Raw genomic sequence first — 20,077 nt, 5'->3', positions numbered from 1 at the left:
TTAGATAATAATTGGAATACGTTTTTTGTTTCGGATTGCTACTCTTACCAAAACAAATCCACTAGTTATGATCATTGGCAGAACAATAAAGAAGTGCGCTTTGTTGATCATAAAAAGGGTGTAAACGATCAAAAACAGTAAATGTAGAACTGCGAATCGATACGTCCATCTTTTGTTTTTTAAGAGCGAAAAGAGGATTAATACCAATAAAAGCGGACTTAATAAAAGTACATTATAGTTCATTGCCAGTTCCTGATGAAGCGAGTAGAACCCAATCATAACAAAAAAGATTCCTATCAACGATAAGATTAAAAGATAGATTTTATCTACCACTTTATGGTGTGCCAAAACTACAAAGCCCAATAGCAGGAGGTAAGTGTAAATATTATTCCACCATGAACTTGGAATCTCTTTTTCAAAACTTAGCAGCGTTTTGCTTTTATTTACTAAAGGCTGATTCTGAAAAGTAGTTTTTTCTAAACTGTTTTTTAATTCGAAGGGTAAAAAGATCTTCGTGCCTGCCTGGTCTACTTTTGTTCCGAAAATAATACTAGTTCCCAGCTGCTCATAAAAATGATCTTTGAAGTAAGGAAACAAAATAGATCGATAGGTTTCAGTTGTATCTCCTTTTTTAGTTACAATATTTGCCTTTAAAGATTTATTGATGACATCTACAACCATCGAAGTACAGTTTTTGTCAATAAATTTATAGGTGTAATATCGTTCCTCAGAGAATGCGGCCGCATTTAAATTGTCAAAAAGTTTTTGTTTTAAATCTGGAGAGATCAAAAGTTCCTGCTCGAAAACACTTCTTTTTTCGTTAGTGTAATCGTTTATAAACTCAGGAAATGATCGTACACTGACAAAATACTGTAAATCCCCCTTAGCGAACTTAGCGACAAAATTAGGCGTTCTAAAATCAAAATTACCGTAATTGTAGACAACATCGATATTGTTCGCCAGATCAGCAACACGAATGGCAGTGTGGCCAAAATAACTATAACTTTCGTTACCCAATCCGCAGGTAATAACGCTTATTTTAGCCTCTTTTGATAAGGGTACATTTTGGGTATAACCTAAAAAACCTAGTAATAATAGTAAACTAAAAAGTGTTTTTTTGAAAAGGACATTTTTCATAATTTAAAATTTTAAGAAGTTTAACGGTTAACAAATATTATCTAAAGATACCTAAATCTACTTTTAATGAGAAAATATTAGAGTATAAAGCGGTGCTTTGATTTCCTAAATCAGTCAGAGCATAATCCACCTGAATGCCTTTGTATTTAAAACCAAGGCCAATGTTGGGCTGAAAATTTAACTTTTCAGTATTATCCAGTTGAGTTACGTTTTGAAAATTTCCCGCTCCTGCTCTTAAAAACACAAGATCAGTATAACCAAACTCAAATCCCAAAGCAGGATCTATACTAACCACTTTTGAGGAAATAATATCATTGGTTTGCTCGAAACGCATGTTTAAATTGGTAGCGACCAAAAGACTATAATCGCCGTGAAACTCAATTTTTTTAGAAACTCCCAGTTGAGCTTTTGGTAAAGTAATCTCAGTACTTTCTGGTAATTCGTTGTTTTCTCCCGGAATGGCATTGGCAATTTTCTTGTATTCCTCTTCATTAATATTCCACACATTATAAGTAGTGGTAATATCTCGAAGCATCAAACCAAAGTTCCATCCATTTCTTTCAAATTGAAGGCCAAAGTCAAAGCCAAAGCCCCAGGAATTGGCAAATTTTCCAATAACCCTTCTGATTACTTTTGCATTTACACCATACTGAAAACCATCTACAGGTAATTTTCTCGCGTAAGAAAAAGTAAAACCATAATCGGCAGTAGAGAACAATCTAATTCGGTTGTAGTCTATATTTCCCTGATTGTCGATCAATTGAGTGGTATCCATGATATCATCAACTCCAAAACGAATCATCGAAATTCCCCAGGCACTTCTGTCATCAATCGGGCTGGCATATCCAATGTAGTCGTATTGTGCAATATTGGCAAAGTAATTGGCGTGCATCAATGAAATTTGATGATCCTCAAGATGAGTAAGACCAGCCGGATTCCAATAAACAGAATTGACATCATTGGTAGAAGCGACAACAGCACCCGACATTCCTAAGGCGGCTGCATCAACACCAATATTCATAAACTCATTCGAATATTTTCGAACGGTTTGTGCATACTGTAAGGTGCAACTCCACAATAATAAAAATACAAAGATTTTCTTCAACGGATATATTTTAGCAAACCGGAGTCTGTTTTAATTTTCATCAAAAATATAATATTTTACTCATCTAATTGAAATTATTGTAAAACTTAAATTTTTCAGGAGAAAATGTTTATAAAGCTTTTGAAAGAAGAGAATTTTAATAGAAATTTTTGCTATTAATGTCGCTTATTTATACGAAATTTGCCCTTCACCATTTGTTAAAAATATAAATCATGAACATTAAAAAACACATTCCTAATTTAATCACATTAATCAACTTGTTCTGCGGCTGTATTGCTGTCGTTTTTGTTTCTCAAGAGAACTTTTTAATGGCTTTTTGCATGGTTTCCTTAGGGATCTTTTTTGATTTTTTTGATGGTTTTTTTGCCCGATTGTTCAAAGTTTCAAGTCCGCTTGGATTACAGTTAGATTCGTTAGCAGATATGGTAACCAGTGGTGTTGTTCCGGGTTATGTAATGTACAGTTTGTTCTTAAAAAGTGCTGACCCGAACAATGAAGTTGCCTTAACAATCGTTCCTTTTCTTGGATTTATTGTAACATTAGGTTCTTGTTACCGATTGGCTAATTTTAATATTGATACACGTCAGACTGATTCGTTTATTGGTTTGCCAACTCCGGCGAATGCGCTTTTTATTTTAAGCCTTCCATTAGTTATCGATTTCTCTGATTCATTATTTATATTTGAAATGTTAACCAATCATTGGGTTCTTTTGGGAATTACTTTATGCAGTGCTTATATTTTAAATGCCGAAATTCCATTGTTCGCTTTAAAGATTAAAAAGTTTACTGTAAAAGATAATGTCCTGCAAATTGTATTTTTATTGATTTGTTTGGTTTTGGTGGTGTTATTGCAGTATATGGCAATTCCGTTAATTATTATCATTTATGTATTGCTTTCAGTAGTGAATAATATCTTTTTGAAAAAGTAGTTTTATTTGGAATGGCAAGAAAAACGACCACCCGAAGAGCTTCTTACTCCCGAAAATCGAAACCTCAGAGGTCGATTTTGGCGAGCGGACTTCGTTTTATTATTTACTCTTTTTTAGTATTGCTTTTTTTTGCAACAGTTTATCATTATCGTGATGGACTGGCTTATTATCTGGGCTTTAAATCAAATAAAGTTCTGGAAGAGGATGCTGTAGAGAAACATCTTTCGGATGTTAGAAATGTCCAGGTTCTGGAAAATCACAAAGGAAAAGTAATCGGTATTGACGTTTCTGAATTTCAGGGAACTGTTCATTGGAGTGATGTTGAGGTTTTGGAAGAAAAATACCCGGTTCAGTTTGTTTTTATCCGGGCTACGGCAGGAAATAACAAAGTCGACAGGCAGTTTATGCACAATTGGTTAGGTGCGAAAAAGCATAAAATTATTCGAGGGGCCTATCATTACTATCGTCCCAACGAAAATTCGATAGAACAAGCAGATTTGTTTATTAAAACAGTAAAATTACAAAAGGGGGATCTACCTCCGGTTTTAGATATCGAAAGATTACCTAAAAATCAGTCATTAGACAGTTTGAAGAAAGGATTAAAACGCTGGTTGAATAAGGTCGAGGCGCATTATCAGGTACGTCCGATTATTTATACCGGAGAGCGTTATTATGGTGATTTTCTTAAAGAAGAATTTGGAGAATATTTATTCTGGATCGCTAATTATAATTTCTACAGAGAGAAGATTGAAGAAGATTGGTTATTCTGGCAATTTACTGAAAAAGCAACTTTACCGGGAATTAAACACAGTGTAGATGTGAATATCTATAATGGAGATTTAGAACAGTTGCAGTTTATTACTGTAGAATAAGTTTTCAGTCGCAGTTTTCAGTTTTACTGCGACTGAAAACTTCCTTAAAATTCAAGTTTCTTTTTACGAAGTTCAAAATTTTGTCCCAGGTAAACACGACGAACCATTTCATCTTCCACTAATTCTTCAGGTACTCCCGCTTTTAAAATTCCACCCTCAAACATTAAGTATGTTTTATCAGTGATGGCTAAAGTTTCCTGAACGTTGTGGTCGGTAATTAAAATTCCGATGTTCTTATTTTTCAACTGTGCTACAATTCTCTGAATGTCTTCAACCGCAACCGGGTCAACTCCTGCAAAAGGTTCATCTAGTAAAATGAATTTTGGATCTGTTGCCAGAGCACGTGCAATCTCAGTACGACGACGTTCTCCACCCGAAAGCAAATCTCCACGGTTGGTACGAATGTGTTCTAAGCTGAATTCTTCAATTAAACTTTCCATTTTGGCGATCTGCGCTTCTTTCGATAGTTTAGTCAATTGTAAAACACTCAGAATATTGTCTTCAATGCTTAATTTTCTAAAAACAGAAGCTTCCTGTGCTAAATAGCCAATTCCTTGTTGAGCACGTTTGTACATAGGATAATCGGTAATATTCAGATCGTCCAGGTAAATGTTCCCTGAATTAGGTTTAACCAATCCTACAATCATGTAAAACGAAGTCGTTTTTCCGGCACCGTTAGGCCCCAAAAGACCTACAATTTCCCCTTGATTAACTTCAACGGAAATTCCTTTTACAACACTACGTCCTTTATAGGTTTTTATTAAATTATCGGCTCTTAATTTCATTTTTTAAGTTTAATCGTTTAAACGTGTGAATCGTTTATTCGCTACAAATTAACAAATAAACGATTCAACAAATAAACGTATTAACAATTATTTAGTTTCAGCTTCTTCTAAAGCTTCCCAAAATTCGTATGCTCTTCTCAAATGTGGAATTACGATGGTTCCGCCAACTAAAGTTGCAATCCCCATAGCTTCCATCATTTCTTCTTTCGTAATACCTTCTTTATGGCTGGTTTCAAGATGGTATTTTACACAATCATCACAACGCAAAACAGCTGAGGCTACTAATCCTAAAAGCTCTTTTGTTTTAACATCAAGAGCTCCGGGAGCATAAGCATTGGTGTCAAGATTGAAAATTCTTTTTACAATTTTATTATTGTCAGCCAACAATTTTTCGTTCATTTTAGAACGGTAATCATTAAATTCTTTTATGATATCAGACATTTTCTTTCATTTTATTTCGATAAACAATCTTAGAAATCAGGATACTTACTTCGTAGATAAGCAGCATTGGTATCGCTACAATAGTTTGGCTCACTACGTCAGGAGGTGTTACAATCGCTGCGATAATCAAAATGATAATAACGGCGTATTTCCAATATTTTCTTAAGAATTCAGGAGTTACTAATCCTAATTTAGTTAAAAAGTAAATGGCAATTGGCAGTTCAAAAAAGATGGCACTTCCCAGTATACTTGTTTTCACCATTCCCATATAAGAGTCTAATGTGAATTGATTTTTTACAACATCACTCACCGAAAAAGTGGCAACGAAATTTACCGACATTGGGATCACGACGAAATATCCGAACAGTACCCCTAAAAAGAAAAGTAAAGAAGAGGTGAAAATAAAAACTCTGGCATTTTTTCGCTCTTTTTCATATAAAGCAGGGCTGATAAATTTCCAGATTTCCCATAAAATATATGGAAAACTCAGAATAAAACCGGCTAAAAGACACATCCATACAAAGATATTTACCTGGCCTTCCATTTCTGTATTTTGGATAATGAAATTCAGCTGTGTGATACAGATGCTGTCAGCAAAACCTAGTTGGTGTGATAAATCGCAGAACCAAACATAAGTAAAAAAAGTAGGTCGGGTTGGACCCAGAATAATTTCGTCAAATAAATAGTCACTTATAAAATAGGTTACAAATGCCATTATCATAGTTGCAATTGTACTTCTAACCAGCAACCATCTTAATTCTTCAAGATGATCCAGAAATGACATCTCGCCAAGGTTTTTTTTTGCCATTATACGATTCCTTCTTTTAAAATGTCATGTAAATGTAATACTCCTTTGTACTCTCCATTATCTGCAACAATAAGCTGCGTTATCGAAAAATCTTCTAAGATATTCAAAGCGTCAACCACCATTGTTTCTGAAGATACGAATTTAGGATTTTTAGACATAATATCTTTTGCAGTTAAATCAGCAATAGTATCTACGTCATTTAGCATTCTTCGGATGTCTCCGTCAGTAATGATTCCGATAATTTTATCGTTTTCGATTACCGCAGTTACACCCAGTCTTTTTTCAGAGATCTCAAAAATTGCTTTTTTTATAGAGGTATCAGGAGTAACCATTGGTTTTAACGAATGCTCAATCATGTCTTTAACACGAAGTAATAGTTTTTTTCCTAAAGCTCCGCCAGGATGATAAACCGCAAAATCTTCGGGTTTAAAATCGCGCATTTCCATCAGACAAACCGCTAAGGCATCTCCCATAACAAGTTGAGCAGTGGTACTGTTGGTTGGTGCCAGATTGATCGGGCAGGCTTCTGTTTCGACAGTGGTGTCTAATACATAGTCAGAGCCTTTAGCTAAAAAGGAAGTTACGTTCCCGGTCATTCCAATTAAGATGTTTCCGAAACGTTTTAACAAAGGAACCAACACTTTTATTTCAGGACTGTTTCCGCTTTTTGAAATGCAGATTATGATGTCTTCGTTTTGTATCATACCCAAATCACCGTGTATGGCTTCTGAGGCATGAAGGAACATAGAAGGTGTACCGGTTGAGTTAAAAGTAGCGACCATTTTTTGAGCAATAATGGCGCTTTTTCCGATGCCTGTAACGATCAATCGGCCTTTAGTTTCGTAAATACGTTGGACAGCTTCGTAGAAATTTTCGTCCAGAAAATCAATTAGATTTGTAATTGCTTCGCTTTCAGATAGTATGGTTTTTTTGGCGATAGCCAATATATTTTCTTTTGTGATCAAAACAGAATATTTAAAATTTGTATGTATAAAAGAAAGTTGTATCTTTATGTGTTGCAAATTTATACAAAATATCCATTAATATAAAGAATGAATTCAAACGAAATTGAAATACACAAGGAATTAAAGAAGTATTTCGGCTTTAGCCAATTTAAGGGCTTGCAGGAGCAAGTCATTACGAGTATTTTAGAGAAGAAGAATACTTTTGTAATTATGCCAACTGGCGGTGGAAAGTCTCTTTGTTATCAATTACCCGCTTTAATTCAGGACGGAACGGCCATAGTTGTTTCTCCTTTGATAGCTTTGATGAAAAATCAGGTTGATGCTATTCGAAGCCTTTCCTCAGAAAACGGAATTGCCCATGTGTTAAACTCCTCTCTCACCAAAACAGAAATTGCCCAGGTTAAAAAAGACATCACTTCAGGTTTGACTAAGCTTTTGTATGTAGCGCCTGAATCGTTAACAAAAGAAGAGTATGTGGCTTTTTTACAAAGTGTATCCATTTCCTTTGTAGCGATTGACGAAGCGCATTGTATTTCAGAGTGGGGTCATGATTTCAGACCGGAATACCGTAATTTGAAAAATATAATCAAACAATTAGGGAAAGTACCTATTATTGGACTTACCGCCACTGCAACCCCAAAAGTTCAGGAGGATATATTGAAAAATCTTGAAATGGCCGATGCGAATACTTTCAAAGCATCGTTCAACAGACCGAACTTGTACTACGAAGTTCGAACAAAAACAAAAAATATAGAGTCGGATATTATTCGATTTATCAAGCAACATAAAGGCAAATCTGGAATTATTTACTGCCTAAGCCGTAAAAAAGTAGAGTCTATTGCCGAAGTTTTACAAGTTAACGGGATCAGTGCTGTGCCGTATCATGCAGGTTTAGATGCTAAAACCCGTGCCAAACATCAGGATATGTTCCTGATGGAAGACGTTGATGTGGTAGTGGCAACTATTGCATTTGGAATGGGGATTGACAAACCGGACGTTCGTTTTGTAATTCATCATGATATTCCAAAATCACTGGAGAGTTATTATCAGGAAACGGGTCGTGCCGGTCGTGATGGAGGAGAAGGACATTGTCTGGCTTACTACTCCTATAAAGATGTAGAGAAGTTGGAGAAATTCATGTCCGGGAAGCCAGTAGCGGAACAAGAGATTGGATTTGCTCTTTTGCAGGAAGTAGTAGCGTATGCCGAAACTTCAATGTCACGCAGAAAGTTCCTATTGCATTATTTTGGTGAAGAATTCGACAGCGAGACTGGTGAAGGTGCAGATATGGACGACAACGTTCGTAATCCTAAAACAAGAATTGAGGCCAAAGATCAGGTAGTTAAATTGTTGGAAATTGTTCGGGATACCAAGCATATTTATAAGTCAAAAGAAATTGTGTTTACCTTAATTGGCCGGATAAATGCCGTAATTAAGGCACACAAAACAGATACCCAGTCGTTTTTTGGATCGGGCTCTGACCATGACGAGAAATATTGGATGGCCTTGCTCCGACAAGTTTTGGTAGCAGGTTATTTGTCAAAAGATATTGAAACTTATGGTGTGGTGAAAATCACGAAAGAAGGTTTGAGCTTCATTAAAAAACCGGTTTCATTTATGATGTCTGAAGATCATGAGTACAGTGAATCTGAAGATGAAGCAATTGTAACCGCAGGAAAATCGTCAGGAACAGCCGATGAGGTTTTAATGGGCATGCTTCGTGAATTGCGTAAAAAAGTAGCTAAAAAATTAGGAGTCCCTCCGTTTGTGGTTTTTCAGGATCCTTCACTTGAGGATATGGCTCTGAAATACCCAATTACTTTAACGGAACTATTTAATATTCATGGTGTAGGTGAGGGGAAAGCTAAAAAATATGGTGGTGATTTCGTTTCTTTAATCAGCAGATATGTTGAGGATAATGATATCATTCGTCCGGATGATTTAGTAGTCAAATCTACAGGAGTCAACTCCGCTAATAAATTATATATCATTCAAAACATCGACAGAAAATTGCCATTAAGTGATATCGCTTCTGCAAAAGGACTTTCGATGGACGCTTTGATCAAAGAAATGGAACAAATCGTTTATTCGGGTACCAAGCTAAATATCAAATACTGGGTTGATGACATGCTGGATGACGATCAGCAAGAAGAAATTCATGATTATTTCATGGAATCGGAATCTGATAAAATCGAAGACGCATTAAAAGAATTCGATGGAGATTATGATATTGATGAACTACGTTTGATGAGAATTAAGTTTATCAGCGAAGTCGCAAACTAAAGTTAAATTCCAAAATAAAGAAAATATAAAAACCAAATTCCAAGCTAGTTAAGCAATTGGAATTTGGTTTTTTTTTATTGAAATTTGAAATTTGAAATTTGAAATTTGAAAAAATTAGAATTTTATCCTTCAAATACTTCCCCCCGATGCGGCTTCAAAGCATCTCTTACGGGAATCATATTTTCATCGGTAACTACCATAAAAGCAATCGCGTGCATATCGTTTATTATTGAAAACCCCGTAATGTTCAACGGTAGTTTTTCTATGGCGATATATTCTTTTAAATGAATTTCATGATGCTCGGCTGTTTTAGCAGAAGCTGGCCCACGGAAATCCCAAATTAGTTTTATTTTTCTGGACATTATTTATAGGTGCAAAGGTTTAGAGTGGCAAAGGTACAAAGGTTAGTTTGAAGTTTCACTTTGAAATTGTCTTATTGTCCGTTCGAGCGGAGTCGAGAACCTTTGCTATATTTTGACTTCACTCAATGTGAAAGAACGTTATCATCTTAGTTCAGATAAAATTTTCAATTGATGTATTTTCATTTCAAAATAGTACTTTTGCATGTTCTTTTCATAGAAAGAAAAGCTAATTTGAATAAATAAAATACAATGCCAAGAGAACTTTTACTTCAGGTAACACCGGAAATAGCAGCAAACGAATTGTTGCTGAAAGACCATTTGTCTAAACAAATAAAAGTTTCTCCCAAAGAAATTCAGCACGTTTCGATCTTGAAACGATCTATTGATGCGCGTCAAAAAGCGATCAAAATCAATTTAAAAGTTATTATCTATCTGCAAGGTGAACCTTTTCAGGAAACAAAAATAGAGTTGCCAGTATATAAGGATGTTTCGTCTGCGCAGGAAGTAATTGTGGTTGGAGCAGGTCCGGCAGGGCTTTTTGCGGCGCTTCAATTAATAGAGTTAGGTTTAAAACCAATTGTACTGGAGCGCGGAAAGGATGTACGCGGACGTCGTCGTGATTTAAAAGCAATAAATCGTGAACATATCGTTAACGAAGATTCTAATTATTGTTTTGGTGAAGGCGGAGCAGGAACCTATTCAGATGGAAAATTATACACACGTTCTAAAAAACGTGGAGATGTAACCCGAATCTTAGAATTGCTTGTTGCTTTTGGAGCTTCTGAAGATATTCTCATAGAAGCACATCCACACATTGGAACCAATAAATTGCCAAAAATTATTGAAGATATTCGAAATAAAATCATAGAGTTTGGTGGTCAGGTTTTGTTTGATACACGCGTTACCGATATTCTGGTAAAGAATAATGAAGTTGAGGGCGTCGTTACTCAAAACGGCGACAAGATTCTGGCCAATAAATTAATCCTGGCAACAGGACATTCAGCACGTGATATTTTTGAGTTATTAGACAAAAAGAAAATTTTTATAGAAGCAAAACCTTTTGCTTTAGGAGTTCGTGCAGAACATTCTCAGCAATTAATTGATAGTATTCAGTATAGTTGTGATTATCGAGGGGAGCATCTGCCTCCTGCGCCATATTCTATTGTAAAACAGGTCAACGGTCGTGGAATGTATTCGTTTTGTATGTGTCCGGGTGGTGTAATTGCACCTTGTGCAACGAGCCCGGGTGAGGTGGTTACTAATGGTTGGTCGCCTTCGAAACGAGATCAGGTTACGGCAAATTCAGGAATTGTAATCGAATTAAAGTTGGAAGATTTTAAGCCTTTTGCAAAGTTTGGAGCTTTGGCCGGAATGGAATTTCAAAAAAGTATAGAACAAAAAGCATGGCATTTGGCTGGAGAAACTCAAAAGGTTCCTGCTCAGCGAATGATCGACTTTACACAGAATAAAGTTTCAGCTGATATTCCGAAAACTTCTTATGTTCCCGGAACAACATCGGTTGAGATGGGGCAGGTTTTTCCGGGATTTTTGTCGCAAATTCTACGTGAAGGGTTTAAAGAATTTGGTAAATCAATGCGCGGTTATTTAACCAATGAAGCTATTTTACATGCTCCGGAAAGTCGTACGTCATCACCAGTTCGAATTCCGAGAGACCCTATGACTTATGAACATTTGCAAATTAAAGGCTTGTATCCGTGTGGAGAAGGTGCCGGGTATGCCGGAGGTATTATTTCTGCAGCTATTGATGGAGAAAAATGTGCTTTAATGATTGCCGAGGCCTTGAAATAGAGTGTTTTTTATAGTAAAAGTAGTATGTTTGTAAAGCGTATTCTTAACTTTATACTCTAGTGTTTTTTATGAAAAACTTCTTTTCTAACTTCTTTGGAAGAAATAACAATCCGGAATCAATTGTTTCTTTTGATGTTTTGGATTCTATCTATGCTTATCTGCAAAATGAGTCAAGTCGTGTAGATTTTAAAATGAAAGGAATTCACGACACAGTTTCTGCAACGATGTATTCTTTTCCGGGTTCATTTGATCATGAAGAGGGCAGGACTGAGATAAAAAAGAGCGGATTCAAAAATTCGTATGAAGTTTTAAACGAATTGTACAAAAAGGTGAATATTACCCCGCTTTCTGATGAAGAAATGTTGGAGGAGCCAATATATAATTACCTTCATATTGAATTTTATTCAGAGCCTTCATTAGAAATGAAAAAACATCTGAAGCACGTTTTACAAAACTTTATTGTTGTCTTTTGTTGTACCAATAGCATAGAGTCAAATGATTTTAACCTACTGTATTCAAGCAGTTATTTCTTTGATTATACAAAGGGGCTTTTGGAAGTTGAGCCAATTGATATTGAAGCGCCAAAGAATAAACTTGAAGAAACAGGGTTTAATGATTTTAAAACAGTACTGCAGGGAATTTGTGAATACATGAGCATAGAGTTGGCGCCGACAATTATTCGGCCTTCTGCCGAAAGTTTAATGCCGGATGAGGTTTCAGTAGAACATTTTAGAGAATTCCTGAAATTGCTTTCACGAGGAGATATTGAAGAAGGCCTACTGGAAGATCAATCTCAAGTGCTTTTTGATAATTTTGGATTAGAGGAAGGGGATGAAGAATATGATTACGAATTTGACTTTTTTGAAGGAATAAACTCTTGGCACAGCGACTGGAAATTTGATCCCGAAGATATAGAATATTTCATCTCAGAAATGATTGGTGAAACTTTTACTTTTGAATATCCTGAAGAAACGTACAGTCATGATTTGTTTCCGTATATTCAAAAAGAACTGGCAAAACAAGATTTAGAATTAATGAGCTACGACACCCAAGGAGATAGCTATTTGTTTTTTGTAGCTAATAAAAAGGATGTAACCCGAATACTAGAATTGTCTGAAATAACCGAAATGGGAATTGACAGGTTGATTTAAGAGGAATCTTTAGGGTTTTTCGTTTAAGAAAAATGCTACGAATTCACGAATTTTATTTTAAATGATTCGTGAATTCGTGGCAAAAAAAATCAAGGAATCAGAATGATTTTTCCGGTGCTTTTTCGGCTTTCTAGATAGTCATGTGCTAGTTTTCCTTCTGATAATTTGAAAGAAGTTGGTTCGGAAAGTTTGATTTTTCCGTCAGAAATCCAGCGGAATAATTGCGTTGCTCTTTTGATTCTCTCCTCTTTGGAATTCAGGTAGCTCCATAAATCTCCTCCGGTTAAAGTTTTAGAACCGTCCATTAACATTCTCGGATCTACAAATGCAGGATCACCGCCCGCCATTCCGAAGAAGACAACTTGTCCGCATTCTTTTGTGACTTCAAAACTCTCAGTTAAGGTGCTTCCAATACTATCGTAGACAACATCGACGCCTTTTGGAGTCATTTTGAAGACTTGTGATTTCCAGTCTTCGTTATAAAGAAAAACATGATCAGCTCCTTGCTCAAATGCTACTTTTGATTTCTCTGAAGATGAGGTCAGACCAATCACTTTTGCACCTAAAAGTTTGCTGATTTGTGTTAGAATCTGTCCAACTCCACCAGCTACAGCATGAATTAATACCGTTTCATCTTTTTGAGTTTCATGGCTGTCAGTCGCTAAGTAATGCGCTGTTAAACCCTGCAGTAAAACTGAGGCAGCGGTTTCAAAAGAAATCGTATCGGGTAAAGGTAAAACGTGGTTTGTGTTTACTGCGACTAATTCTGCATTTGCAAAAGGGACATCGGCGAAAGCTACACGATCGCCAACTTTATATTCGGGATGATTGTTGGCGTCGACTATAATTCCGGCACCTTCGTAACCGGCAATAAAAGGAGGGTTTCCTTTTAAATGATAGTTTCCTTTTCGTCTGTAAACATCGGCAAAGTTTAATCCGATGGCTTTCATTTCGACTAAAATCTCATCGCTTTTTAATTGTGGATTCGGAATTTCAATATATTCCAAAACATCAGAATTTCCGAAAGAAGAAAAGGTAAGTGCTTTCATTTTTACATTATTTTGAGAATACAAATTACGGTAAAATTAGTTTGTAGTTTTAAAAGAGTTCTTAAAGATGTGTTTTGAGGAGAAAAGATAATAAAAAAACCGTCCACGATAGTGAACGGCAACTTGTGTTAACCTTTATAAACAAGTACTATTTCTTTTTTAGTTTGTCTTTAAAAACTTTTTCAAATTTTTCAATTTTAGGCTGGATCACCATTTTACAATACGGTTGGTTTTTGTTGTTGGCATAATAATTTTGGTGATAATCTTCGGCTTTGTAAAAAGCTCTAAAAGGCTCTATTTTTGTTACAATCGGATTGCTGTAGACTTTTGCTTTGTTCAGTTCGGCAATAATACTTTCTGCGGCCTTTTTTTGTTCGTCATTTTTATAAAAAATAACAGAACGATACTGAGTACCAACATCAGCTCCTTGTCTGTTTAAGGTTGTTGGGTCATGAACGGTAAAGAAAACTTTGAAAATTTCATTGATATCCGTTATGTTTTTATCGTAAGTAATCTGGACTACTTCGGCATGACCCGTTGTTCCTGTACAAACCTCTTCATAGGTTGGATTAGCTACTTTTCCTCCTGAAAAACCGGAGACTACAGATTTTACCCCTGCCAGATTTTCGTAAACGGCTTCAACGCACCAATAACAGCCTCCGCCAAGTGTGATTGTTTCCAGATTTGAGGAGCTTTTTGTTTTGCTGTTTTGTGCAAATCCATTTAAGGACAATGCAAATAGGCTAATTAAGAATAAGTTCTTCATTTTTAGTTTTATTTAGTATCGGGAATAAAGTCAAGTGCAATCGAATTCATACAGTAGCGTTTTCCGGTTGGTGGAGGTCCGTCATCAAATAAATGACCTAAGTGTCCGCCGCAACGTCCGCATAGTGCTTCAATTCTTTCCATGCCGAGGGAGTTGTCATTTTTGTAAACAACGCTTTTCTTGTTGTCTTGTTCGAAGAAACTGGGCCATCCGCAGCTGCTGGCAAATTTAGCTCCCGAGCGAAAAAGTTTATTGCCACATGAAGCGCAATAATAAGTTCCTTTTTCATCTGTTTTCCAGTATTTTCCGGTGAAAGGCCTTTCAGTATCCGCTTCACGCATTACAGCATATACATCTTCAGGGAGTACTTTTTTCCATTCGGCATTACTAACATTGAGTTTAGTTGTATCGGTATTGGAATAATAAGGATTTCCGGGCTTGCTGATTTTGTTTTCCATGGCCGTCGTTGTTGTATTTTGTTTTTTTGCATTTTGTCCGCATGCTTGTAGAATAAAGAGCGGAATTAAAAAGCAAAGGCTGAGAAATTGAGTTTTTGTTTTCATTGTTAGGAGTGCTTTAATTCTGTATTTCAAAGATACGGCTAGATTTCGCCTAGAAATGTCGCGTAGTTTACAATTCAGATTTTTTTAAGTATGTTTTAACTTTTATTATTTACGTAAAACAAAGGAATTCAGTTTTAAGGCTTGTATTTAAAGAGTTTTGAAGATTAATTGGTTTGTATTTTATTGATAGCTAGTTTTTTGTGTGATTGTAAGCTCGTTAAACTTTTCACAATCTCTTTCAGGATTTTCAAGCCATTTCTTTTTTCGTATTTTTGTTTGATCAATAAGCCCTATGACAGAAGAAAACGTAATACTAGTAAACCAACAGGATGAACAAATTGGCTTAATGCCAAAATTGGAAGCACATGAAAAAGCGATGTTGCATCGTGCTTTTTCGGTTTTTGTCTTAAATGATAAGAATGAAATAATGTTACAGCAACGTGCTCATCAAAAATATCACTCACCTTTACTCTGGACAAATACATGCTGCAGTCATCAGCGTGAAGGAGAGACAAATGTCCAGGCCGGAAGCAGGAGACTTTTTGAGGAAATGGGGTTTAAGACAGACTTAAAGGAACTCTTTCATTTTATTTATAAAGCTCCTTTTGATAATGGCTTGACAGAACATGAGCTCGATCACGTTATGATTGGGTATTTTAATGATGATCCGGCTATCAATACAGACGAAGTGGAGGATTGGAAATGGATGAAAATAGAAGATATAAAAGAAGATATTCAACAACAGCCCGAAATTTATACCGTATGGTTTAAAATAATATTTGATGAATTTTATCATTATTTAGAAGACCACAAACTTTAAACTAAACCAACCACCAACCAAAATGAAAGTAACCATATCAAGAAAAGCACATTTTAATGCTGCACATCGATTGTACAGGAAAGATTGGACATTTGAAAAAAACGATGCCGTTTTTGGAAAATGCAATAACCCCAATTTTCATGGTCATAATTATGGTTTAACAGTAAGTGTTACAGGAAAAATTGACCCCGAAACCGGTTTTGTTCTGGATGTGAAAGTATTAGCGGATATCATACGTGAAGAAGTAGAGATTCCGTTCGATCACAAAAACCTGAATCTGGATGTTCCGGAATTTCAGGATTTGAATCCAACAGCGGAGCATATTGCTGTTGTGATATGGAATAAAATTAAAAAGAGAATTCAACCCGATTTTGATTTAGAAATTGTTTTGAATGAAACCGACCGTAATTTTGTAACTTATAAAGGAGAAGAATAAATGTCATTAAAAATAGGAGATATAGTTCCGAATTTTACTGCTAAAGATAATCATGGAGAAGTTTTCGAAAGCCAAAGTGTTTTGGGACGAAAGCCGCTCGTGATTTATTTTTACCCAAAAGACAATACACCGGGATGTACGACAGAAGCTTGTAGCTTTAGAGATCAATACGAAGATTTCAAGGACTTGGGCGCTGAAGTTATTGGTATAAGTAGTGATACTGTAAAATCGCATCATAAATTTGCCAATAAACATCAATTGCCTTTTATACTATTGTCTGATCAGGATAAAAAATTGCGACATCTTTTTGGGGTGCGTAATACACTATTTGGTCTTTTGCCGGGAAGAGTTACTTATATTATCGATAAGAATGGAGTAGTCATTCTGATTTTTGATAGTATGAATGCGGCAAAACACATTCAGAAAGCTATGGAAACGATTAAAGAGCTGGTATTGTAGAGTAGAAAAGGTATTAGTTTCGAACTGAGATAAATGCATTTCTTTTAAATGGAAATGCTTCAATTTTAGAAATTTACATTTCATAGCGCGTAATAAAAAGATTATATGTACTTTTGCAGTCGCAAATTTAAATTAAAATAAAAATGGCAAACGTTAAAAACTTAAAGAAAGATATCAATTTCGTATTAGGAGATATTATTGAGGCAATTTACTTATTTGAAATGTCAACAACAGGAAATCCTACCCCTGAAACGAATGCTTTGGTTGATCAGGCTATCGCTGCATTTGATACTTTGATCACAAAAGTAAACGCTAAGAATGTTGAAAACAAAAAAGCGCACTTCAAACAAATCAATGTTGAGTTGGAAGAAACTGCTAATCAATTGATTGCTAAAATCAACGAATTGTAAGCAAAAAAAGTATAAAAAAAGTGCAAATTTATTTTGGGAAAACGAAAAACCGCTCTATATTTGCACCCGTATTGAGGCCGATGTAGCTCAGCTGGCTAGAGCAGCTGATTTGTAATCAGCAGGTCGTGGGTTCGAGTCCCTCTATCGGCTCAACATAAAACCACCTACTTTGTGGGTGGTTTTTTTACCAAAAAAAGTTGTAAAATTATTTTGGAAAATATAAAAAACTATTGTAGTTTTGCACGCGTTAAAAGGCCGATGTAGCTCAGCTGGCTAGAGCAGCTGATTTGTAATCAGCAGGTCGTGGGTTCGAGTCCCTCTATCGGCTCAAAAACCATTCACATTTTGTGAGTGGTTTTTTTTTGCTCCAAAGTGAAATCTGTCCGGATATATGTTTTCGTGAAATAGAATCTCTATATCTGTGTGTGTTTTTTAACCGCGAAGAGCACAAGGCTTTACGCAAAGCGCGCGGATGTATTAATGGAGGTATCTGTAGAAAATCTGCGTGATCTGCGAAATCTGCGTGAAACAAGCTTGGGGTCAAATGAAATGTAATTGAAGTTGTCTTTTTTTTGTATCTGACCTATTTGTGATGGAGGTGTTTGTAATACTATTTTTCTTATGTTTGTTACTTAACTAAAAAACATATTAATAATGGAAGAAACATCAGTTTTTGAAAAATTTGAGTTACAGCTTGACCAAACTGCTAAAGACTTTTTAAAGGAAACCGCCAAATGGGCTTATTTCCTGTCTATTTTAGGATTCGTAGGAATTGGATTGATGGTTTTAATTGCCGTTTTTGCAGGAACTATCTTTTCGGCTATGGGAAATAGCATGGCGGGAATGGGAGGTCTTGGAGGCTCTTTTGGAGCGTTAATGGGGTTCTTTTATGTTTTTATTGCGGCGATCTATTTCTTTCCGGTTTATTATCTGTACAAGTTTGCTGTAAATACAAAAAGAGCTTTTAGAGAGAACGATTCAGAGTTGTTGACCAGTTCTCTGGGGTATCTTAAATCACATTATAAATTCATAGGCATTTTCATGCTGGCTATTCTTGCTTTATACGGACTTATATTTGTATTTGGAATTTTGGGTGCTCTGCTTGGAAGATAGGAGGTAAAAAGATGAAATTTTATATAAAAAAAATGTCCTGATTATTCAGGACATTTTTGTTGGATTCTATTTTTGTTGCTCTTTCTTGATGTCGGCAACGTATTTTGTTAGTTTCTTACCGTATAGTGAATTGGCTACTTTTGGCGTCATTGATTTCTGAATCGTGTCTAAAAATTTAACGTTGATATCGTAAATCTCAGCTAAAGCAATATAAGGTGCTATTTCGTGATCTTTATTGTTTAGAGCAAAGTTAGTAGCGTATAAATACTTTCTTTTGATGTTAGATTCCTGTTTGATGTTAATACTGTCAATGGCTTTCTGATCTTTTCTTTTTACAGCCTTAAATCTTGATTCTACCATAGCAAGGCTTTCTTCATTGAAACGAGAATTTATCTTTTTATACTCATCGTATAATTCCTGATTTTTAGATCCTGTAATTTTTGCACCATAAATAAAGTTATCCAGGTTCGTGTCGATGTTGATGTTTCCGGGTTCTGCGAAAAACATAACATTGTTGTCCAGTGAGTTGGTTACTCCGCGATCCAGGAATAAATATAACATTTCAGGAGATTCTAGTTTTATATTTGTTTCAAATGCAGAATTTCCGTCTATTTTAATGCTGTCAATAGCAACAAGTGATGTGTCAACGATTTTCTGAATATATAAAGTTCCGTTTTTTAATCCTTTTATATTTCCTGTAAGGTGCAAACCGTCAGTTGATTCTTTTTTGCTGCATGATGCCAATAGGGCAAGAGTAACAAAAGCAATAATTGATTTTTTCATTGGTTTTTTAGATTTTGCTGCAAAATAAAGAAAATAGTTTGAATGTACGTAGTGGCATTTAAATTTTGCGAAAAAATAAATCCCAATTTATTTCTAAATTGGGATTTGATATTTTTGGGAATTAAAGAGTATTACATGGAGAGATTAAAGGTAGTCCCGTTTTGGTTTGTGAACGTAAATTTTTTGTCGCAATCATTGTTGCCATAATCAACTACTCCGTTTAGTAAATTACTCTGAACTTTCAGTTTTCCTTTGGAAATAAAATCACATGAATATTTTTTAATCAATGATTCCTGAACGGTTAAGGTCAATACAGCTCCGTTTGAACTGGTAATGGTGTGGTTTCCTTCAGTCATTTCATATGTATTGTCTTCCAGAACATAAGGAGTGTCGACACCTGCAGTTTGTTTTACAGTCCAGCTTCCGGAGTTAAGATAAACTCTGCCTTCTAAATCAGTGAACTTTCCGTTGGTCACTTTTCGGCTCCATTGTGGTACAGTTGCCACAGTTGTTGTGTTGGTGTATTCTATTGTTCCTTCCAATTTTATGCCATTAAAAGAATAATCGATTCTTTCGATGGTTATTTTGCTTCCGGTAGTAATTATTGGTCCGGAAAGCGTGATTTTTAATTTTCCTTTTCTGTTGATCAGATTGTCGGTACATCCGGTTCCGTAATCAACTGTGAAAACTTTAGGATAAGAGGTTGGGCTTTGTTGTGTAATTGTAATTGCACCACAGATTCCTGGTGTTGTCTCGTCTGATTTTGCTGAGGAGGTGTTTTTTGTTGTAACAATTAACCCGGTTTTGATGTCCATATCATTTATGGCATCGATGGTAAGAGAAGCTCCAACTGAAGTGACGTCAGATTCAGATTGGTTTTTTGTGTCATCATTGCTCGAACAGGAAACTTGTGTTAGTGTTGTTGCGCAAATGGTTAGTAGTAAAAATACTGTCTTTTTCATAGTAGTTTTTGTTTTTTGATTAGATTAAAAGGCAATCAAATGTAACAAAAAAAATGAAATGCAATAAAA

Annotated in this window: 22 protein-coding genes and 2 tRNA genes; 12 read left to right on the top strand and 12 right to left on the bottom strand. The window is 35.6% G+C overall.

Going from position 1 to position 20,077, the window contains the following annotated elements; translation table 11 throughout:
* Both M4I44_RS01320 and M4I44_RS01315 read right to left on the bottom strand, forming a co-directional pair.
* Positions 1 to 1,137, bottom strand: a complete 1,137-nt coding sequence (locus M4I44_RS01320) for a DUF4105 domain-containing protein (protein ID WP_249966298.1) — start codon at positions 1,135 to 1,137, stop codon at positions 1 to 3.
* Between the two features lie 37 nt (positions 1,138 to 1,174).
* Complete coding sequence (locus M4I44_RS01315; RefSeq protein ID WP_249967401.1) at positions 1,175 to 2,158, bottom strand: PorV/PorQ family protein; 984 nt, start codon at positions 2,156 to 2,158, stop codon at positions 1,175 to 1,177.
* 296 nt (positions 2,159 to 2,454) lie between these two features.
* Here M4I44_RS01315 and M4I44_RS01310 point away from each other — a divergent pair, with 296 nt between their 5' ends.
* Positions 2,455 to 3,171 carry a phosphatidylcholine/phosphatidylserine synthase gene (locus tag M4I44_RS01310; protein ID WP_017494921.1) on the top strand — a complete coding sequence of 239 codons (717 nt, stop codon included), beginning with the start codon at positions 2,455 to 2,457 and terminating at the stop codon, positions 3,169 to 3,171.
* An 11-nt stretch (positions 3,172 to 3,182) separates the two neighbouring features.
* Positions 3,183 to 4,043, top strand: coding sequence for a glycoside hydrolase family 25 protein (locus M4I44_RS01305; protein WP_249966297.1), 861 nt, complete (start codon positions 3,183 to 3,185; stop codon positions 4,041 to 4,043).
* 44 nt (positions 4,044 to 4,087) lie between these two features.
* Here M4I44_RS01305 and lptB read toward each other — a convergent pair whose 3' ends face one another.
* The 4 genes from lptB to M4I44_RS01285 all read right to left on the bottom strand — a co-directional run bounded on the left by lptB (position 4,088) and on the right by M4I44_RS01285 (position 7,042).
* Entirely contained in the window at positions 4,088 to 4,828 is a 741-nt protein-coding gene (lptB, locus tag M4I44_RS01300) for an LPS export ABC transporter ATP-binding protein (protein WP_017494919.1), read from the bottom strand.
* 87 nt (positions 4,829 to 4,915) lie between these two features.
* Positions 4,916 to 5,269, bottom strand: coding sequence for a carboxymuconolactone decarboxylase family protein (locus M4I44_RS01295; protein ID WP_249966296.1), 354 nt, complete (start codon positions 5,267 to 5,269; stop codon positions 4,916 to 4,918).
* The gene (tatC, locus tag M4I44_RS01290; protein ID WP_017494917.1) at positions 5,262 to 6,077 is read right to left on the bottom strand and encodes a twin-arginine translocase subunit TatC; all 816 of its coding nucleotides are present in this window, start codon (positions 6,075 to 6,077) and stop codon (positions 5,262 to 5,264) included. Before tatC ends, M4I44_RS01295 begins: the two co-directional genes overlap by 8 nt.
* On the bottom strand, positions 6,077 to 7,042 hold the full coding sequence (locus M4I44_RS01285; RefSeq protein ID WP_249966295.1) for an SIS domain-containing protein: 966 nt from the start codon (positions 7,040 to 7,042) through the stop codon (positions 6,077 to 6,079). Before M4I44_RS01285 ends, tatC begins: the two co-directional genes overlap by 1 nt.
* 87 nt (positions 7,043 to 7,129) lie before the next feature.
* Between M4I44_RS01285 and recQ the strand changes: the two genes are divergently transcribed.
* Positions 7,130 to 9,325, top strand: coding sequence for a DNA helicase RecQ (gene recQ, locus M4I44_RS01280; RefSeq protein ID WP_017494915.1), 2,196 nt, complete (start codon positions 7,130 to 7,132; stop codon positions 9,323 to 9,325).
* A 122-nt stretch (positions 9,326 to 9,447) separates the two neighbouring features.
* On the opposite strand, the gene M4I44_RS01275 is transcribed toward recQ, so the two are convergent.
* Entirely contained in the window at positions 9,448 to 9,687 is a 240-nt protein-coding gene (locus M4I44_RS01275) for a hypothetical protein (RefSeq protein ID WP_017494914.1), read from the bottom strand.
* A gap of 249 nt (positions 9,688 to 9,936) precedes the next feature.
* Between M4I44_RS01275 and M4I44_RS01270 the strand changes: the two genes are divergently transcribed.
* Together M4I44_RS01270 and M4I44_RS01265 are read left to right on the top strand one after the other, a co-directional pair.
* Positions 9,937 to 11,496 (top strand): NAD(P)/FAD-dependent oxidoreductase, encoded by a 1,560-nt coding sequence (locus M4I44_RS01270; protein ID WP_249966294.1) that lies wholly within the window; start codon positions 9,937 to 9,939, stop codon positions 11,494 to 11,496.
* Between the two features lie 68 nt (positions 11,497 to 11,564).
* Entirely contained in the window at positions 11,565 to 12,647 is a 1,083-nt protein-coding gene (locus tag M4I44_RS01265) for a hypothetical protein (RefSeq protein ID WP_249966293.1), read from the top strand.
* 89 nt (positions 12,648 to 12,736) lie between these two features.
* Here M4I44_RS01265 and M4I44_RS01260 read toward each other — a convergent pair whose 3' ends face one another.
* From M4I44_RS01260 to msrB, 3 genes are all read right to left on the bottom strand, one after another.
* On the bottom strand, positions 12,737 to 13,696 hold the full coding sequence (locus M4I44_RS01260; protein ID WP_249966292.1) for a quinone oxidoreductase: 960 nt from the start codon (positions 13,694 to 13,696) through the stop codon (positions 12,737 to 12,739).
* A 148-nt stretch (positions 13,697 to 13,844) separates the two neighbouring features.
* Positions 13,845 to 14,462: a peptide-methionine (S)-S-oxide reductase MsrA gene (gene msrA, locus M4I44_RS01255; protein WP_249966291.1), complete on the bottom strand. Its 618-nt coding sequence runs from the start codon at positions 14,460 to 14,462 to the stop codon at positions 13,845 to 13,847.
* A gap of 8 nt (positions 14,463 to 14,470) precedes the next feature.
* Entirely contained in the window at positions 14,471 to 15,025 is a 555-nt protein-coding gene (msrB, locus tag M4I44_RS01250; protein ID WP_017494909.1) for a peptide-methionine (R)-S-oxide reductase MsrB, read from the bottom strand.
* Positions 15,026 to 15,317: 292 nt separating this feature from the next.
* On the opposite strand from msrB, the gene idi reads away from it, so the two are divergent.
* The 7 genes from idi to M4I44_RS01215 all read left to right on the top strand — a co-directional run bounded on the left by idi (position 15,318) and on the right by M4I44_RS01215 (position 18,263).
* Positions 15,318 to 15,845: an isopentenyl-diphosphate Delta-isomerase gene (gene idi, locus M4I44_RS01245; RefSeq protein ID WP_017494908.1), complete on the top strand. Its 528-nt coding sequence runs from the start codon at positions 15,318 to 15,320 to the stop codon at positions 15,843 to 15,845.
* A gap of 22 nt (positions 15,846 to 15,867) precedes the next feature.
* Positions 15,868 to 16,281, top strand: coding sequence for a 6-carboxytetrahydropterin synthase (locus tag M4I44_RS01240; RefSeq protein WP_017494907.1), 414 nt, complete (start codon positions 15,868 to 15,870; stop codon positions 16,279 to 16,281).
* Positions 16,282 to 16,740 carry a peroxiredoxin gene (locus tag M4I44_RS01235; protein ID WP_202702467.1) on the top strand — a complete coding sequence of 153 codons (459 nt, stop codon included), beginning with the start codon at positions 16,282 to 16,284 and terminating at the stop codon, positions 16,738 to 16,740.
* Between the two features lie 143 nt (positions 16,741 to 16,883).
* Entirely contained in the window at positions 16,884 to 17,150 is a 267-nt protein-coding gene (locus M4I44_RS01230) for a hypothetical protein (RefSeq protein WP_017494905.1), read from the top strand.
* 76 nt (positions 17,151 to 17,226) lie between these two features.
* Positions 17,227 to 17,300, top strand: a tRNA-Thr gene (locus M4I44_RS01225).
* 104 nt (positions 17,301 to 17,404) lie between these two features.
* Positions 17,405 to 17,478 (top strand) — tRNA-Thr (locus M4I44_RS01220).
* A gap of 326 nt (positions 17,479 to 17,804) precedes the next feature.
* Positions 17,805 to 18,263: a hypothetical protein gene (locus M4I44_RS01215; RefSeq protein ID WP_017494904.1), complete on the top strand. Its 459-nt coding sequence runs from the start codon at positions 17,805 to 17,807 to the stop codon at positions 18,261 to 18,263.
* 66 nt (positions 18,264 to 18,329) lie between these two features.
* Here M4I44_RS01215 and M4I44_RS01210 read toward each other — a convergent pair whose 3' ends face one another.
* Positions 18,330 to 19,046, bottom strand: a complete 717-nt coding sequence (locus tag M4I44_RS01210; protein ID WP_017494903.1) for a DUF4369 domain-containing protein — start codon at positions 19,044 to 19,046, stop codon at positions 18,330 to 18,332.
* A gap of 131 nt (positions 19,047 to 19,177) precedes the next feature.
* Positions 19,178 to 20,008, bottom strand: coding sequence for a hypothetical protein (locus M4I44_RS01205; protein WP_017494902.1), 831 nt, complete (start codon positions 20,006 to 20,008; stop codon positions 19,178 to 19,180).
* Positions 20,009 to 20,077 lie beyond the last annotated feature (69 nt).

The organism is Flavobacterium sp. B183, from assembly GCF_023539155.1.
GTDB classification, from domain to species: domain Bacteria; phylum Bacteroidota; class Bacteroidia; order Flavobacteriales; family Flavobacteriaceae; genus Flavobacterium; species Flavobacterium tructae.
The sequence above is the reverse complement of the archived record's forward strand: the minus strand, read 5'-3'. Positions and strand labels throughout refer to the sequence as shown.